The 18,283-nt window shown below is 35.4% G+C and carries 13 protein-coding genes; 3 read left to right on the forward strand and 10 right to left on the reverse strand.

Annotated elements, in window-relative coordinates; genetic code table 11:
* Nucleotides 1–41: 41 nt before the first annotated feature.
* From IGL98_RS14170 to IGL98_RS14185, 4 genes are all read right to left on the reverse strand, one after another.
* Nucleotides 42–1,985: a lectin-like domain-containing protein gene (locus IGL98_RS14170; protein WP_339099574.1), complete on the reverse strand. Its 1,944-nt coding sequence runs from the start codon at nucleotides 1,983–1,985 to the stop codon at nucleotides 42–44.
* A 660-nt stretch (nucleotides 1,986–2,645) separates the two neighbouring features.
* On the reverse strand, nucleotides 2,646–3,944 hold the full coding sequence (locus IGL98_RS14175; protein ID WP_206841787.1) for a hemolysin family protein: 1,299 nt from the start codon (nucleotides 3,942–3,944) through the stop codon (nucleotides 2,646–2,648).
* A 125-nt stretch (nucleotides 3,945–4,069) separates the two neighbouring features.
* Nucleotides 4,070–6,016, reverse strand: coding sequence for a KUP/HAK/KT family potassium transporter (locus IGL98_RS14180; RefSeq protein WP_206841905.1), 1,947 nt, complete (start codon nucleotides 6,014–6,016; stop codon nucleotides 4,070–4,072).
* Between the two features lie 532 nt (nucleotides 6,017–6,548).
* Nucleotides 6,549–9,185, reverse strand: a complete 2,637-nt coding sequence (locus tag IGL98_RS14185; RefSeq protein WP_069646373.1) for a calcium-translocating P-type ATPase, PMCA-type — start codon at nucleotides 9,183–9,185, stop codon at nucleotides 6,549–6,551.
* Between the two features lie 664 nt (nucleotides 9,186–9,849).
* Between IGL98_RS14185 and IGL98_RS14190 the strand changes: the two genes are divergently transcribed.
* Both IGL98_RS14190 and IGL98_RS14195 read left to right on the forward strand, forming a co-directional pair.
* Entirely contained in the window at nucleotides 9,850–10,104 is a 255-nt protein-coding gene (locus tag IGL98_RS14190) for a helix-turn-helix transcriptional regulator (protein ID WP_069646374.1), read from the forward strand.
* Nucleotides 10,105–10,123: 19 nt separating this feature from the next.
* Nucleotides 10,124–10,456: a hypothetical protein gene (locus tag IGL98_RS14195; protein WP_206841784.1), complete on the forward strand. Its 333-nt coding sequence runs from the start codon at nucleotides 10,124–10,126 to the stop codon at nucleotides 10,454–10,456.
* Nucleotides 10,457–10,509: 53 nt separating this feature from the next.
* Here the strand turns inward: IGL98_RS14195 and IGL98_RS14200 are convergent, their stop codons facing one another.
* From IGL98_RS14200 to IGL98_RS14220, 5 genes are all read right to left on the reverse strand, one after another.
* Nucleotides 10,510–10,683 carry a hypothetical protein gene (locus tag IGL98_RS14200; protein WP_167351777.1) on the reverse strand — a complete coding sequence of 58 codons (174 nt, stop codon included), beginning with the start codon at nucleotides 10,681–10,683 and terminating at the stop codon, nucleotides 10,510–10,512.
* A gap of 81 nt (nucleotides 10,684–10,764) precedes the next feature.
* Entirely contained in the window at nucleotides 10,765–13,659 is a 2,895-nt protein-coding gene (gene lanM / locus IGL98_RS14205) for a type 2 lanthipeptide synthetase LanM (protein WP_206841782.1), read from the reverse strand.
* A gap of 165 nt (nucleotides 13,660–13,824) precedes the next feature.
* The gene (locus tag IGL98_RS14210; protein WP_206911664.1) at nucleotides 13,825–14,829 is read right to left on the reverse strand and encodes an alpha/beta hydrolase family protein; all 1,005 of its coding nucleotides are present in this window, start codon (nucleotides 14,827–14,829) and stop codon (nucleotides 13,825–13,827) included.
* Between the two features lies 1 nt (nucleotide 14,830).
* The gene (locus IGL98_RS14215; RefSeq protein ID WP_206911665.1) at nucleotides 14,831–15,442 is read right to left on the reverse strand and encodes a GNAT family N-acetyltransferase; all 612 of its coding nucleotides are present in this window, start codon (nucleotides 15,440–15,442) and stop codon (nucleotides 14,831–14,833) included.
* A gap of 8 nt (nucleotides 15,443–15,450) precedes the next feature.
* Nucleotides 15,451–16,188 carry a MerR family transcriptional regulator gene (locus IGL98_RS14220; protein WP_206911666.1) on the reverse strand — a complete coding sequence of 246 codons (738 nt, stop codon included), beginning with the start codon at nucleotides 16,186–16,188 and terminating at the stop codon, nucleotides 15,451–15,453.
* Between the two features lie 454 nt (nucleotides 16,189–16,642).
* On the opposite strand from IGL98_RS14220, the gene spx reads away from it, so the two are divergent.
* Nucleotides 16,643–17,041 carry a transcriptional regulator Spx gene (gene spx / locus IGL98_RS14225; RefSeq protein ID WP_010762617.1) on the forward strand — a complete coding sequence of 133 codons (399 nt, stop codon included), beginning with the start codon at nucleotides 16,643–16,645 and terminating at the stop codon, nucleotides 17,039–17,041.
* A gap of 156 nt (nucleotides 17,042–17,197) precedes the next feature.
* On the opposite strand, the gene queA is transcribed toward spx, so the two are convergent.
* Nucleotides 17,198–18,229, reverse strand: a complete 1,032-nt coding sequence (gene queA / locus IGL98_RS14230; protein WP_206841772.1) for a tRNA preQ1(34) S-adenosylmethionine ribosyltransferase-isomerase QueA — start codon at nucleotides 18,227–18,229, stop codon at nucleotides 17,198–17,200.
* Between the last annotated feature and the right edge of the window lie 54 nt (nucleotides 18,230–18,283).

Here is an 18,283-nt window from a genome sequence, read left to right on the forward strand (position 1 = left end):
TTTGCCAACATTAGTTGACAAAGAAAATATAAAGTTAAAACTTATTTATTTACCTTAGAAATATTTATAGACCCGATATATCCAGGTTTATAGTTTTCAACTACAATCAATGGATCAGTCTCATCTTCCCCAACTTCAAAAGTTGTCGTTACGCGATAATATCCTTTTTCTGCAGGTGTTGCTTTATCTAATGTTGTATTAAAAATCTCACGACTCTCTTTACCGCTAGGATCACTTTTTAGCGACAATTTAACATAATGACCAACTAATCTATTCGTCATAGGTTTAAAATAAACAGTAGCTCTATAAACTTGATGCGCCTCCAATGCGTCTTCTCCAGTATAAAGTTTATAAATACTAGCATGTTTATCAGCGTAAAATGTATGCTCACCGACCAAAGCATTCACTGGATCTTTTACCAATTCAATATCTTCACCTGAGAACATTTTCCATCCATCTGTTTTTCCACCAGGCCATGTGTCATGTATTTTTACTGTTACATTAATTGTTTTTCTAGCCACTTTATTCGCACTGTTTTTAACTTCATAAGTAACCTTGTATTTCCCTGGAATTGCTGTTTCTACATGATTCTCCACCACAGCTATGTTTCCTGTTAAATCTCCGTCTACTTCATCATATGCACTTAAACCAATTCGCTTGTCAAATGGATCAAATTTATCATCTTGGTAAATTTCAATATCATTCGCTTTTAATTCTGGCTTAGCAAACACTCTTACATTAATTGTTTTTCTAGTCACTTTATTTGCATTATTTTTAACTTCATAAGTAACTTTGTATTTCCCTGGAATTGCTGTGTTTACATCATTCTCCACCACAGCTATTTTATCTGTTAAATCTCCATCTACTTTATCATATGCATTTAAACCTATTCGTTTGTCAAATGGATCAAATTTATCATCTTGGTAAATCCCAATGTCATTTGCTTTTAATTCTGGCTTACTAAAAACTGTTACATTAATTGTTTTTCTAGCCACTTCATTCACACTGTTTTTAACTTCATAAGTAACCTTGTATTTCCCTGGAATTGCTGTATTTACATGATTCTCTACCACAGCTATTTTACCTGTTAAATCTCCGTCTACTTTATCATATGCATTTAAACCAATTCGCTTGTCAAATGGATCAAATTTATCATCTTGGTAAATCTCAATATCATTCGCTTTTAATTCTGGTTTGCTAAAAACTGCCTCAAAGCTGTTTACTCTAACTATTTGTTTATTGAAATATTGACCTGTTGATGCGCCAATAGTAAAGGTATATTTTTTCGTTTTATCAATACTTGGATTTTTCACTTCCCATGTTTGTCCATCGTATTTTGCGTTCATAACTTGTCGTTCACTATTCCAATTGAGTACTAGTTTTTTAAATTGGTTTGGTGTAAATTTAATTTGTTGCATAGGTGCTATCGCAGTTAGAACCGTTTGACTTTTATCTGTTGCAACAAATCCTGCATGTGCACCTACCATATTTTTATGATTAAACGCTGCATCATTATCATCTGGAGCATCAGAAAAAGTATCTAGTTCAAATCCAATCCCTTTCTTCAAGCCCCTAATTCCAAGACCTCCGCCATATTCTCCGAGTTTACCAATGCTATCTTGATGAAAAGCGACAGAAATTCCGTCAGCCCCTCTTATGTCGCTACCTAAATTCACGTCAATATCCAAGTTAAAGTCATGTCTCATATCAAGTGATACAATCCCAGATATAGATCCTCTCTGAGTCTTCTTAGAATCTGTAAGCTGAGCAGTATTTGAATTTATCTGAGTTGCGTTTCCGTTAAATGAAAAAAGATTTTTTAAATCAAAATCACTTTTTCCCTCAGCTTTAAAGATTGAAACATGCCCATTTTCGCTCTTAGTATTACCATTAGCCATGGCATTTGTTGTTGTTCCAGCCATACTCACTCCTATAGCTCCAGTAATACTTAAACATACTATTTTATTGATTGTACTCTTTTTCACAAAACCCCACCTAATTAATATTTTTTTAGAGAGCGCCCTCTATGAACATAATACTCTATATTTTTCAATACGTCATTAAAAACATATGTTTTTTAATTCTTATTGATTGATTTATTTATTATTTATTTTGTAAAATAAATCATATCATATGGCGTTTATGAATTAGGGGTTAATTCATAAAAATACAAGTATTTCCGTATTATATACGTACTTATTTTTCATGGACAAAGGTTAGCTTGGAGAACAGCCTCAATTAGTAGTCGACTTACTTGCTCTGATGAATGTTTATCCTGATCCAAATTTTAAGCAGTCCAACAGATTACAATTAACCTTCTTTTCCCTCTCGCTATATATCTAAAAAATAATATAAATCAGCTTAGTAGTATGCCCAAAGACAAATAAAATAGAAAACTAAAATTTGCAAAAAGGATTTTAATCTTCTGTTTTATAGAGTATTGAGAGATTTTTCTTTGGCGATGTCCGCTCATGCTAAAACAACTTAATAATTTTCTTTTCCGCCATGCCAGGATTCTACGGCACTATAGTTTGACAGTCCATTCTCCAATTGTATTAAAAAAATCCAGATACCACTCATGATGAGTGGCATCTGGATTTTCCGTTAGATTTTATGTCCCAAGCTCCTCTAACCTTAGTATATTTTTATTCGACTGTTTTTATCACTTTAAAATAATCGATATGGGCATGTTCATAATCCATCACTTCAAATGTAAAATGGTCGATTTTGATTTGATCGCCTACAGCGATTTGATTGTTTTTTTGTTCCACGATAAAACCTGCTAATGTAGACATTTCAGAGTTTTCAAATGTTGAAATCTTAACTTTAAAGTAACGCTCAAAATCATCAAGCGTAATTTTTCCAGAAACGATATATGAATTATCTGATTCTTTTGCAATCAAGGCGTTTTCCAAATCTGTTTCGTCTCTGATATCTCCGACCAGTTCTTCTAAGATATCCTCGATCGTGACCATTCCTGTCGTTCCACCGTACTCATCTTTTAAAATCGCAATGTGCTTTCCTTCTTTTCGCATCATTGTTAACAAACTTTTGATTGGAATAGTAGCTAACGCAATAATCGGTTCTTCAACCAATTCACTGACTTTTCTTTGATTGTTGATAAATGACTCCTTGATTAAAGCTGGCAATGTCACATACCCCAATACATTGTCTTTGGACTCTTCGATCACCGGATAGCGGGAATGTCCGCGTCTTAAAGAATGTTGGATAGCTTGTTCCACCGTTTCATCTGCTTCAAAAACTTCCATCGTTGTTCGGTCGACCTGAATTTCTTTTGCAAGAGTATCATCAAATTCAAACACATTTTCCATATAATAATATTCTTCTTTGGTCAGTTCTCCTTTTTTATAGGAATCAACCGCTACATATAACAATTCTTCCTGCGTTAATGTTTCTTCGCCTTCTGAAACTAATTTTATCCCTAATAATTTTCCTAGTTTCGCTGCCGAATGGTTTAGTAACCAAATAAAAGGATACATCGCTTTGTAAAAATAATGCAAAGGCTTAACGATGGCTAAAACAACTTTTTCAGTTTGAGCAATACTATAACTTTTTGGTAGTAATTCACCAACAACAACATCTACATAAGTCACAATGGCAAACCCTAAAATTACTGAAATCGTCCGACTAAGCGCAGTGCTGATCGGGAGATTCCCTATCAACGGATGTAGTAAGGTCGCTACCGAACCTTCACCGACCCACCCAATAATCAGTCCTGTTAACGTTATACCTAATTGACTGGCAGATAAATACGCATCCAAATGATGGGTCACATGGATCGCTAACTCTGCGTTCTTCACATTATCTTTTTTTAATTGTTCTAATCTAGACATACGAATTTTTACTAAAGCAAACTCACTCGCTACAAAAAATGCCGTAATTGCAATCATTAAAAATAATATGAAAAAATTTATTGCAAGCATATTTTACACCTCATTTTTCTTCTATCTCTTTATTATACTTGTCCTTTCAAAATAGCGCGAATAGGAACTATCGAGTTAAAACAAAAATCTCTAAGACTCCCAAACCGTCTTAGAGATTTTGATCTTTATGATAAAACTTTTCGTTCTCTTAATCGCGTCTTACGCGTATCACCAATAATCAAAGGAACAGATTCGTACTTCACTTCACTATATTCCAGACCAAACCAGTTTTCCGGTGTGGTCGTTCTTTTTTTGATAGCCAATTTCAATTGCATGATTTGACGATCCCATTTCTTCAACTCTGTTACTTTGGATAGCTCTTCACGAATAATAATAAATTGGAAATCCCCGACTTCACGACCTGGTGTCAATGAATATTTCTGTGGCTGTTTCGGTAATCGACCTTCTTTCATTAAATCATAAACGATTTGACGAATATAGACATTGACCTCTTGTGCCACATGAAAACCAAGATAAAGTTGGACTTGTACAATAAAATCTGTACCCATCATATCTACAGTATATTCTTTCGTAAATGGTTCATCGGTTACTTCAACGTTTACAAACCAGTAAACATTGGCTCTTTTCGGTTGTTTATCTAAAATTGAATAAATAATTTGACGGCCGATTTCATCCCCAATCGTATCTGGTGTCATGAAAACGACATTGGTTTGGGATTTTGGAACAGTTGTATCATCTTTCAACATCCGTAATTGTTCAACATATTGCTTAAGCGGAACGGTATCAGATGTTTTCTCTTTGATAATATTGCCCCATTCCCAAATTGTCATCACAGCTAGAATCAACAAAGCGATCCCAACGGCCACATAACCACCATGGAAGAATTTCGCAATACTTGACACAAAGAAAATCGATTCGATACTCCCAAAGAATAAGGTAACGAGATACGCAACCCATTTCGGTGCGCCTTTTTGCAATAGATAAAACATCAATAAAATAGTTGTCATCAGCATTGTCACAGTGATTGAAAGACCATATGCTGCTTCCATATGCGTAGATGTTCTAAAGGTGATCACGATCAATGAACACACAATCCATAACATCATATTGACTGCTGGAATATACATTTGACCGATATTCGCACCTGGATAGATAATTTTCAATCTTGGTAATAGTTTCAATTTGATTGCTTCTGAAACTAATGTAAATGAACCTGAAATCAATGCTTGAGATGCAATTACTGCCGCAACTGTTGCGAAAACAACCCCTATCAACATAATGCTATTTGGCATCATTTGGAAAAATGGGTTTAGGTTTTCAATTGCTAAAATAGACGGATCATTTTTTGCACTCAAAATCCAGGCTGCTTGTCCTAAATAGTTGAGAATTAAACAAACTTTGATGTACGGCCAGCTGGCACGTATATTGTGCTTACCAACATGACCTAAGTCAGAATACAGCGCTTCTGCACCCGTTGTTGCTAGAAAGACATTTCCTAGAACAAAGATCCCTAGTTTGTTTTCAGGACTAAGCAAAAGGTGAATCGCATAATAAGGATTCAACGCACGAAGAACCGTCCAGTCTTGTCCAAAATTGATTAGCCCCATCACACCTAAGAATGTAAACCAAGCAAACATGATCGGTCCAAATGCTTTTCCGACTGCATCCGTCCCAAACCGTTGAACAGAAAATAAAATAAGAATAATAACTAAGGTAATCATCACTATAATGTTTTGATCACTGCCAAATCGATCAAAGAAAACCGGGATTCCCCGTAACCCTTCAATCGCTGTCGTGACTGTTACAGCTGGTGTCAAAACACCATCCGCAAGTAACGCTGCCCCCCCGATCATCGCCGGAATGATCAAGTACTTCCCTTTTTTACGAACGAGCGTGTATAAAGAAAAAATTCCACCTTCACCATGATTATCTGCATTCAAAGCAATCACAACATATTTGATCGTAGTCAAAATCGTTAATGTCCAAAAGATCAATGATACCGCACCAATAATGAAATTTTCTGAAACATTTTGAAGACCACCGTTATCTCCTACGATCGCTTTCATTACATAAAGCGGACTTGTTCCGATATCTCCATAAACGACCCCCATTGCTACTAAAAGACCAGCAGCGGTCAATTTCTGATGATGCGAAACTTTTGACTTCTCTACCACAAGATTCTCCTCCAATTTAAAAGCTGAACAGGCTCGGTCAAATTCGACTCAATATTTCCCTAATTCATACTTTTTAAGTAAAACAAGAGACCTAAGTGAAACGACACTTGGCCCTTACACTTAGGTCTCGCAATTTCATTTTTAGACCAGTGTTCACACACTTGCTGTTGATCTAAAAACATAGATAAACTATGCTGCTACTCCCCTAAGATTCTTATTTGGAAGCCCAAATAAAAATATCGGTTACTATTTATAATTTAATTAAAAAATATCTGTTAAAAAATCAAAACAACTGATTTTGATAACAACTATAATACTCCTTTAACATTTTAGCAAGTCTTTTATGTAAATAATTTCAATAGTATTTTCAAAGTCCCCTTTCATCCAATTAAATTTTTATAAAAAGAATGCCTGAAGTGTTGATCTTTATTAAGAAATCAACACTTCAGGCATTGTATTTATTTTACTTTTATTCGGCATCCTCTTCTGGCGAATAATGGAATTTGATCATTTCATTTACAAAAATTGGAACGATCGATAAGCCCATTACAAGTAACCAGTGATTGATTCCGATCGGAACTAATCCAAATAGCTCTTGTGTGAATGGTAATAACGCAATGACTGTCGTAATAATAACAGCCAATACAGCCATTTCAAACAGTGACTTGTTCGTTGATAATTTTACTCTAAAAATCGATTCTGTACTTCTCACATTAAATACGTGCAATATCGATGAGTAAGCTAAAATCAAGAACGCTACAGTTTGGCCAATTTCATGACTTGCTTCGAAAAAGAAAGAAACAGAATCAACATTTGCACCTAAATAAAAACCAAACAACGTAATTACCGTAAAGACAAACGCATTGATTCCAATTTTCTGCCACAAACCACGTGCAAAAATTCCTTCATCTCTTGGAATCGGTGCTTCATCCATGATCCCTTTTTCAGCAGGTTCTTTTCCTAAAGCAAACCCTGGTAGACCATCTGCCACAACGTTCACAAATAATAATTGAACAGCCGTAAATGGTGCTCCCCAGCCTAATAGCATGGCTATCAATACAATGAATATCTCTGAGATATTACAACTTAGTAAAAAGTTTACCGCTTTACGGATATTTCGATACACTGCCCGACCTTGGGCAACTGCATCAACGATCGTCGCAAAATTATCATCAGTCAAAATCATATCAGCCGCACCTTGGGCTACATCGGTTCCTGTAATTCCCATAGCACACCCTACATCACTTGCTTTTAGGGCAGGTGCATCATTGACTCCGTCACCTGTCATAGCAACAACCGCTCCTGTTCGCTGCCAAGATTTAACGATACGGATTTTATCTTCTGGTGTTACCCGAGCATAAACCGAAAGTGACTTCACTCGTGAATCTAATTCTTCATCAGACATTTTTTGTAATTCTGATCCTGTCAAAGCCTCACTTTTATCGCTTAAAATACCTAATTCTTTCGCAATCGCTCCTGCCGTTACTACATGGTCACCTGTGATCATAACGGTTTTTATTCCAGCTTTTTTAGCTCTAGCGATAGCACCTTTACTTTCTGGTCTCGGCGGATCGATCATACCGATCAATCCTAACAGCCGTAGATTCTTTTCTAGAGCCTCTGAGGTAATCTCTGTAGGTTCTTCATCATAGATTGCATAACCAACTGCAATCACGCGTAAAGCGCGTTTACCAAATCGGTCGTTTACTACGGCTGCTTGATCTAAATCACCAAAACGGAAACGAGTCAACAAGACATCAAATGCACCTTTGGTTACAGAGATATATTTTTTCCCCATTTTATGAACCGTGGTCATCATTTTACGCTCTGAATCAAATGGAATTTCACCGATTCTTGGGTATTTTTCTTCTAATTCAGCTTTTGTATGATAATTTTCTTCTACTGCACGTACAATTGCTGCTTCTGTTGGATTTCCTTGGATCACCAAGTCATCTCCATCTTTGTCTACAATCACATCTGTACATAACGAAGCCATTTTTAAAACTTCCATCGCTTCATCAGTCATTGCATCTTCTGTATCTGTTACTTCATCTCCACGAGACCAAACACGTCTGACGCGCATTTTATTTTGTGTTAAGGTTCCTGTTTTGTCAGAACAAATAACATTAGCCGTTCCAAGTGTTTCAACAGCTGGCAAACGACGAATGATCGCATGCTTTTTAGCCATTTTCTGTACACCATAAGCGAGTGTTAATGTTACGATTACCATCAATGTTTCTGGCACTGCCGCTACTGCAAGCGATACTGCGGTCATAAACATCTCCAACATTGGCTCACCTTGTAATTCACCAATGATAAACACTAATGCCGCCGCACCTAAAGCAATTAAACTAATGCGTTTACCTAACTGATTCAAACGTTTTTGCAACGGTGTTTGTTGCGTCACATCGTCATTCAATAAGCCAGCGATTTTACCCATTTCAGTCTGCATGCCAGTTGCAGTAACAATTGCTCTACCACGACCATTTGAAACCGTACAGCCTTTAAAGACCATATTGATTTGATCGCCGATCGGTGCATCAGATTTTCCTATGTACTCCGAATCTTTTTCAATAGGTTCGCTTTCCCCTGTAAGGGCAGATTCTTCCACTCTAAGTTGTGATGCTTGGATCAAACGAGCATCTGCTGTGATCATCGATCCAGATTCTAATACAAGTATATCTCCAACAACAACATCTTCTGCATCGATGGTCTCTACTTTGCCATCACGTAAAACAGAACTGCTTTGTTTATTCATATCCTGCAATGCTGCTAACGATTTTTCAGCATTTCCTTCTTGGACAATCGCTAGTACCGCATTGATGATTACAATCGCGATAATCAAAATCCCCTCAAAATAATCTCCGTGATCTGTAGCAATTGCTGTGTAAAACGAAATAGCTGCTGCAACTAATAAAATAATTGTTGTGAAATCAGATAAACTGTGAAGAAACTTTTTTACTATGGAATCTTTTTTCGCTTCTTGGAACGCATTAGGTCCATGTTCGGCGAGTCGTTTTTTTACTTCTTGCCCTGTTAAACCTTGCTCTTTATTTGTGTTCACTTCTTTGATAATTGTCTCGATAGGTTGTTTGTATGCTTCCATCCTATCCCCCCATTCTTAATTTTTCCTTCTATTAATATAGTATCTATATTCACTATACCATGTTTTTTTTTCAAACTTCAATAAATATGGCTAATTTTTCATTTTTTCTTCCCACTTTTAAAGTCTTTTAACTTGAAAACGCTTACTAAAGATGTTATTATGTTTATAGAAGGAAGGAGGACTAATCAGTTGTATTGAAGAATTTCTCGAAGCATGAAATAAGTAAACACAAAATTGTTAGCAGAACACGATTCACCTTTCAAAAAGTATATGTGTAGAGTAAAAAAAAATCATAAAAACATCTTTACAAATAGTGAATATGTGTGAAAAGTTGGACAATTGATCCAAATAAAACAAAAAAACACGTATAAAGATAGTTTGATTAAAAAAATTTTTAACAAAGAAATGTAGAAAATGTAATGAAGACAAGATTTGGTTTATGAACAAGAAATTCAACTAATTACTTTGCATGTATAACTAAAAGTAAAAAAAACATCATTCAATACGCTGATTCCTTCCAGAAACGAAAGCCAAGCTAATCGAGAAGCTTGGCTTTTTTCTTTATATTTTATCTGCATGATATTTGTAAGTGAAAGTAAGATATGGTATATTGACTATGCGCTTTTTATTTAATACATAAATTAGACTATTGGAGGGATTTGCATTGCCAAAAAAGAAGAACTCATCTTTTGAGAGTTCCATTCACGTCTACAGAGCCATGAAACGCATGACCCAACAGGAACTTGCTGACAAGGTGGGAGTATCTAGACAAACAATTATTCAGTTAGAAAGAAATAGATATAATCCTTCCCTTCTACTGGCTCACGACATAGCGGACGTTTTCGAAGTGCCGATTGAACAAATCTTCACTTTCAAAAAATTGACCGAAGACGAACAAACTAATGGAGAAACCGACTAACGGAAGGACAGGATAAATTATGACTGAATCACTTAAATCTTTTTTTGATAATTTGCCAACGAATCATTGGTCTACCTTAGTGATTGCTTTGCTATCAATTATCTTTATCGTTTATTCACTCTACTTTTACTTTAGCAAAGAAGGAAAAGATGAACGAGGAAAGAAAATTATCTCAACAGCAAGCTTTATTGCTTTCATTATTACAATGATTTTATTATTTGCCTTAAGTAATTTATTTTATGATATCGCTTCTTATAACCAAAGTTCATACTCTTGGATTTTAAATCTAGCAGTCTTGATTATTTCTGGAACAGAAGCACTTGGCATATTTATTTTGAAAAAATCAATTTAATAAAAAAAACTAGAAATTAGGATTATATCCTTTTTCTAGTTTTTTTTAACTTATTAAGGTAAACAGATAATACGAGACCATCCACCTATTGTATTCGCAACAATCGTTTCTGATCTATCCACAGTATCCTCAGAATTTTTACTTCTTTCGAACGAAGCTCCAACCACTGCATCTACTTTTTTCAAATCTTTTGCTGCTTCCATTTTTTCAATTGATAATTTTCTCATGATAATATTTCTCCCCCTTGCGTTAATACTTAGATTATAAATCGTTCTCTCCGATAAGTAAAGTTCTTTTTTCAGATTGTGTCACTTAATAAATAACAAGGATTGAACATTAAACGGATCATACGCTCTCAACAATTGATACCCTACTCCTGCCAAACCGCAAAAAAGACCAATAGGAATACTTTCTGGATCAGACTTCAGTTTAATAACAGCATTCGTTAATAAATTTATATCATTTAAATAATTGTCCTTATTTCCATAATTTCCATGACATAAACAATCATCTTCTACATCTGCATCCTCTACTTTTTCAAGCATTTCATCAATAAGAGTCGAATTAAGTAGTTTACCTACTTCCCTAAGACCCAATGTCCCTCGACACCAAGATTTATTTAAAATTTTGTCTTTTTCGAGTCCATTTTCAAATTGAACTTGATACCAGTCCAATTTTTCTTTGATCGATATTTCATTTAGAACTAGGTTTGCGCGGCTTAAACCATAGCATACTCCAGCATTACCATGAGCAAAGCTATTATCAGCCATCTCTTGACAGGTGACGGCCTGTGCATAATCTAAAAGTAGTGCATAAGCATCTTGGTTATCGACTGTTTGATAGATAGCTGCTAAAACCGTTAATAAACTCGCTTTGCCATAAAGCCATTCATTCAGCTGATTTTCCTCTTCTATTTGAGTCATTTTTAAGGCTTCTATACTAGTTTCCATATACGACCGATACTTCTCATCGTTGAGCAATCTTGTCGCGTAAAAAGCAACGGTTAGACGCATCCCTTCATCAAAAAAAGCACTCTGGTAGGTATTTTTTTCTTTATCAGTCAGAAAAATTTCCTTTTCCAATAAATCGATCACTTCTTGATAGCTTTCTTTAGGAACAAAATGGTTTAAATAAACCAAAAATAAATAAACGCCTGCACCGCCTTCATAAAGATCGGTACCTGGATAGGCAATTCCTATTTCATTATCTGATTCTGGAAGAACAGAGATCCAATCAACTTCACCACAGTCTTGATCTACCACAATCTGATCAATGATTTTATCGCCAATATCTGCTGCTTTTTGTACTAATGGTGATTCGATTGAACTGTTTTTCGTAGGAATCGCTATTTCTTGCGTATTATATTCTAGAGTACCTAAACTTTCTTTTAATAAAAGATAAGAAAAATGACTGGTTTTCTCTGTTATCTGTTTCATATGTGCTACCGTCTCTTCTAGCGGAGTCTTAACTAACAACTGCTGTAGCTCATGACCATTCGTGTAAATCGTTGTCAGAGACGTGTTTGCTGTGACTAAAGGAACATCATGATCTAGCATAGATTGAACTTCAAAGGGAATCAACGTTTCTGGAATAATTTTACTGGCCCATAGATTTTCAATGATTTTTTCCCGTTCAATATAGTTAGACATGCAATCTGTATGCAAGGTAAAATTCAATAAATTTCCATAATCCTGCGTATCTCTGTATATCAGTCGAATCGTTGTATCTGCAAACAATGCTTTGACTTGCTCAATAAATTCAGATTTATTTTTTAGCAATAGTCGATTCATTTTTTTAAAAGCCGTCTGGATCACGTGGCGATAAACTAGATAATCAACTTCTTTTCCTGCTAAACGCGGAATATTTTGAGCACCATCCATATATGCTTCTTCTAACTGAAAAGCGATATCGCTAGAGCCTTCATTTCTCAGTCTTCGAACCTTTGTAGGTAACTTTTGTTTGGTACCAGATAACGCGTCCATCTCCAGCTCACGTTTCCATTGTTTTTTTTGCGGCAACAAGCCTGCGACGATCACAGAATGCTTTTCTATTCGAGTTTGTCTAGATAATTTTTTGGTTTGTTTAAACATTTCAGGCCGAATCAAAGTTTCTACATCAATTAACACAGGATAGGGGCCGCTAGCAATCAAGTTTTCCATATGCAAATCCGTCGCCCCCAACCAATAGACGATTGCCAATAACTGACCATAATTTTGATAAAAATCAGTCACTTCACTTTCTTCTCGGCATTCCTGATAGGCGACTTTTTCCTCGATAGTAAACGTCGGTTGAACGATTCGTTTGATTTTATAGAAAGACAATTCTGGATTTAGCCCTTCTAAATAAGTCAATAAATCATTAAAACGTTCCCCAATTTCTAGATTCTTAAATTTAAAAATCAATGGCTTTTCCTGTACCTGAAACTGAATAACTGTTTTCCCACGCTCATGACTGTCGCCTTGCCCAAGCTCTATTTTAGTAAGTTCCATCGGTTTTGTGATAGCGAAAGTTATTGCCAATTGCTCCGTAGAATCATTTAGTGAAGAGACAAACTCCTCGATCACTTCACAAGCAAAGGTCAATCTGACTGCAAGGATTCTAGCAAGCGTAGGATATTCTCCAAAGAAAAGATAGGTTCTTTGTTTATCGCCAAGAAATTCTGCTATATATTTCGTAAATTCTGCTTCTTTTGATTCAGCTTGTAGCTGATATTCTTCGATCATCTGATGAACATCCCAAACCAATGTCTTTTGAGCAATAAAAAAGAATTCGTTGGATAGCTGCTCGATCAGTTCTTTGATTACTTTTTCTGACATCTGAATCAACGGGAATTTTTGGAAAAGACTTCGGATATGTTGCTCATAATAATGTAAGTGAAAACGCAAAGCTGCTTTTAAGTTCATTTCTTTTATCGGGATTTCAACTGAAAATAAATGTCTATGTAATTGGAACCATTTACTTTTTTCAACAGTCGGTAACAACAACTGTGCACGTTCTTCGGTAAAAGGTAACAATCCAATACTGAAGTTTTTTTCGTCCAGATGATAATTTTGAAACATTTTATCATAATCGGCCATTTTCAATAAACTTTTACGTGCTTGCCACTGTTTTAAGTAATCCTCTGTTTCTACATTTAGATCTTTCCAGCACTGGATTCTTTCTGATATTGTTGTAGCATAACTATACGTCAACTCTTCAATCATCGTTCCCTCTCCTTTGACATTGTCTCTCCTCTTTATAATAATAATAAAAAAGTAGGAAAAATACTATGGTAAGTTTAATTTAGTTGTATTCTTTTAAAATAAAAAAGCGCCACAAGACTATGCTAGTTTTGTAACACTTCGTTGTTCGGTCGTATTTTGATCTTATCATTGCCCGCCGACAGATAGATAGCACTGCTTTAAGAAATCTTTATTGACCAAAAAATCTTTAGGCGCCAACAAGTAAGCCACAGCTGTTAGAAATTCAGACTGTGAAACATCTGAATACATCATGCTATGTGCCGCATTTTGGATTGTAAAAACGGTCAATAATTCTTTCGATATTTTTTTTGAATATATTTTTTTGGTCTCACTAGTATCGACATTTTGATCATGGTCAGCCAGAATCAAATCAATAGGAATATCAATGTTTTCCAAATCTGATTGAACATCTGAGTTTAAGTTTTTTTTCACGAAATTCCAACGATCTTTTGACAGCGGCTTTTGCTCTGGCGTATTTGCTAGGTATTCCGGATAAGAATTATTCTCTTTCAATAAAGTGATAATTTGTTCTTCATTTTTTAGTGCATGTTTGATTTGCGCTTGTGTTTTGCCTTCTTGTTTTAATTTTTGTGTTGTATAATAATTATTTTGATTCAACCAATTAACTGCTGGGGAAACCAGAAGTAGTTTAGAAATCGGCACTTTTTTTTGTGCTGCGACTTTTGGCACGACCCACCCGCCTTGGCTTACTCCCCATAAAATAATTTTTTTCGTATTTAAGTTGGGTTGCTTCATTGCCCATTGAATCACTTCAGTTACTTCATTGGCTCGATCATCCATTGATTGGTCTAACCAGTTTCCACTAGAGCCGGAAACTCCTGGTTTTGCCCAAGAAATTGTAGTAAATCCAGCTTTCGCAAATTGTTCCATCATCGGTCTGTAGCCGCCTTCGTTAGTAGCATCTATGGGTCCATCTCCGTGAATAAGTACAATGATTCCCTCAGATTTAGTTCCTACTGGTCGTGTCAATACAGCAGAAAGTCTGCCTTTGGATGTTGGAATCCATTTGCTTGTTTCTTGCATTTCATAAACATGCTCATACCAAATGAACGCTCCTAAAAGAATGAACAAGCCTAGTAAAAAAAGCGTACCCTTTCTAAGATATTTCATTTTATCTACTCCATTCCATAAAAATCCAATTTGGTTCATTTGCTAAAAGGCCTAAGATAAAGTTTCTTTTCTTTTTAACAATTGAAAAACCACATTTTAAATACAATCGCAAGGCTTGTTGATTTTTAGCTGAAACGATCAATGAGAGCCTGTCTCCATTTTCTACTTCAGATTGGGCTGCTGTAATCAAGGCTTTCGCAATCCCTTGTTTTTGGTACTGTTCATGAACCGCAATGTTTTCAATATATCGTTCTTTCTCATGCGCTTGATATTCTAGGGAAGTCAGTAATATAACATATTTAAGAATGGTAAAAAGTCCATATCTTTTGGATAGCTCAAAAGGATAATTTAGATTTTTGGGCGCTACTATTTTATCAGAAACAGTTAAAATTCCAATAACTTCCTCTCCATCTTTCACAAGATAGTCAACCAATGCCTTTTCCTGTGTAGAATATTTTTGTTCAAGATAAAGCAAAATATCAAGCTTCTCTTTAGAGGTCAATCGAAGACTTGCAAATTTCGCTGAAAAAGAAGTCAAAAGTAAGCGAAAGATGCTATTCTTCTCGTAGTCACTTAACTGAGTGCGATCCACTAAACTAATTTTTTTCTTCACTGCAACACTCACCCTTCTAATGAAATTAAATATTGTAATTCGTATAATATTTGATTGTTCATTAAGACCGAAGAATACGCCGCTTCTTTGACGATGATTTCCGATGCTTTCAAAAAAGGCTGCTCCATCTCTTTTCTAAATCTATCGATTGCTTCTATCAATTCATGCTCTTGTGTTACCCAAACTCTCTTCACTAAATAATCACCTGCTGGTAAGAGTTTCTCTGATGAATGAAGGTCTTCTGTGTATACCTCGATCTGTTCCTCATCAAAAAAATAATATAAGGATTCAGAAAATAATGAACAGCTTATCTGACTATTTTTCATAGCTTTAAAAAAAGCTACTGTATCTAAAGTCTCCGTTGGCGAATACGAATAAATTTTGCTCAGACTTCTTTTAGGTATACTGAAATAAGCTTCCTCTTTTTGTTCAATTTCCAGCAATAGCGTTTCGATTTTCTTTTTGGCAGAGATTAATTGCTGAATTTTTTCTTCTGTTGTTTTTAACGTTTCCTTCAAGGTTTTTTCAGCCCACACATCATCTTGATTCTGCATAAACTGGTCGATTTGAGCTGTCGACACACCTAAACTTCTCAACAAAAGTATATTCGCCAGCTGATACACTTGATCCGTTCCATATTTGTGGTAGCCATTATTATCTATAAAAGCTGGTGACAGTAACCCTTTTTCTTCATTGTAGCGAATTTGATGCTTAGAAATAGCCATCAGTTCAGCTAATTGTCCCATAGTTAAATAAGATTCTATTTTGATCTCCTCCTAAATTTAAATGCGTAGCAGACTTTGTTTATTTTTAACTTTCATTAGCATAAACCATGAGGTCACCCTACAGTCAAGTCTCTATTTTGGTAAATAAAAAAGACTTTTACTAACAAGCCTATGTAAAAATAATCTATTAAAAACAAGAAATTTAGTCATTTTTTCGAAAGCTTTCCTAATTTTTTGCAAAAAAATCAATCATTAGGTTAAAAATATCACACAAAGAGCTTGATTTCTAAATCTCACAGCTCGCAGAGTAATTTATCTAGAAAAATAACAAAAGTTTGTGAATTTTTAGTTATTTCTGCCTTTTGATAGAAATAAACAGCTATTTTGTAAGCATTTATTTTGTGAATCTTTCACTTTTAGTATATTATAGTTATTAAGAGGTATGTACCAATATTTTCGAAAGGATTTGAAAACTATGTTAAAATTATACACGACAAATAGCTGTACATCATGTAGAAAAGCCCGGAGATGGCTAATCGATCACGATATTCCATTTGAAGAAAAGAATTTTGGCACTACTCCTATTACATTAGATGAACTAAAAAATATATTAATCCTTACAGAAGAAGGCACAGAAGATATCATTTCGATTCGCTCTAAAGTCTTCCAAAAATTAGATACAGATATTAATGAGCTACCATTACATGTATTATTGGAACTGGTCAAAGATAATCCAGGATTACTTCGCCGTCCAATTATGATTGATGAAAAAAGATTACAGATTGGTTTTAATGAAGATGAGATTCGTTGTTTCTTACCAAGATCAGTCCGTAAAAGAGAATTATCTCAAACATTGCTTTTAAGCGGTTTATAACGGCTACTACCTCGAATCCAATAAAACAAGAAAAAACTCGTTCACTTCTAAACTTGAACGTGTAGGATAAGTGCATTCTGTGAACCAGATAGCACTTACTTCCTGCTCAATTCAGTTAGAAGGAGAATGAGTTTTTTACTGTACTTTCGTTTTTGATCACTTCACAAACATTGCATCTCCAAAGCTAAAGAAACGATAGCGTTCATCGATTGCATGCTGATATGCTGCAAGCGTTAGATCTCTACCCGCAAACGCGCTGACTAACATGACTAATGTCGATTTAGGCAGATGGAAGTTGGTTGAAAAAGCTTGTACGACTTTGAACTTATAGCCGGGTGTAATAAAAATATCTGTCCAGCCGCTATCTGCTTTGATTTGTCCATCAAATTTGGTGCCTATCGTTTCTAATGTGCGAATCGATGTTGTTCCTACTGCAACGATCTTACCGCCATTTTCACGAACGTCATTTAGTTGAGCTGCGGCTTCTTCTGTTAGACGATAAAATTCACTATGCATTTCATGTTCTGAAATATTATCGACACTAACTGGCCGGAAGGTGCCTAATCCGACGTGTAAGGTCAAATAAACAAGCTTCACGCCTTTTGACTGAATTTTAGCAAGTAGTTCTTGTGTAAAGTGTAACCCTGCTGTAGGTGCAGCTGCAGACCCATTTTCTTTGGCATAGACTGTCTGGTACCGATCAGGATCTTCTAAACGTTCTTTGATGTATGGCGGCAATGGCATTTCTCCCAGTGATTCTAAGTTTTCTAAGAAGATTCCTTCATACTTGAACGTTACAATTCGACCGCCATGTTCTAATTCTTCAACAACAGTTGCAGTTAAACGACCATCGCCAAAGCTGATTTTTGTGCCAACTTTCGCTCTTTTGGCGGGTTTGATCAAGGTTTCCCAAGTGTCTCCATCTGTATTCGTCAAAAGAAGCACTTCTAAATGTCCACCTGTCTCAGGTTTTTCACCATATAATCGAGCTGGCAGCACTCTTGTATCATTCATGACTAATGCATCTCCAGCATTTAATTCGTCGATGATTTCATGAAAATGTTTATCTTCCATTTCTTTTGTTTCGCGATTTAAAACTAAAAGCCGTGAACTTGTTCGGTCTTTTAAAGGTGTTTGAGCAATCAGTTCCTCTGGTAAATTAAAATCAAAATCTTCTGTACTAAGCATATTTGTCACTCTTTCTACTTGATTTGTCTTGGCTATTCTACCATTTTTTAGGTT

Origin of the sequence: Enterococcus sp. DIV0840, from assembly GCF_050527835.1 — a bacterium.
Taxonomy (GTDB): Bacteria; Bacillota; Bacilli; order Lactobacillales; family Enterococcaceae; genus Enterococcus_L; species Enterococcus_L ureasiticus.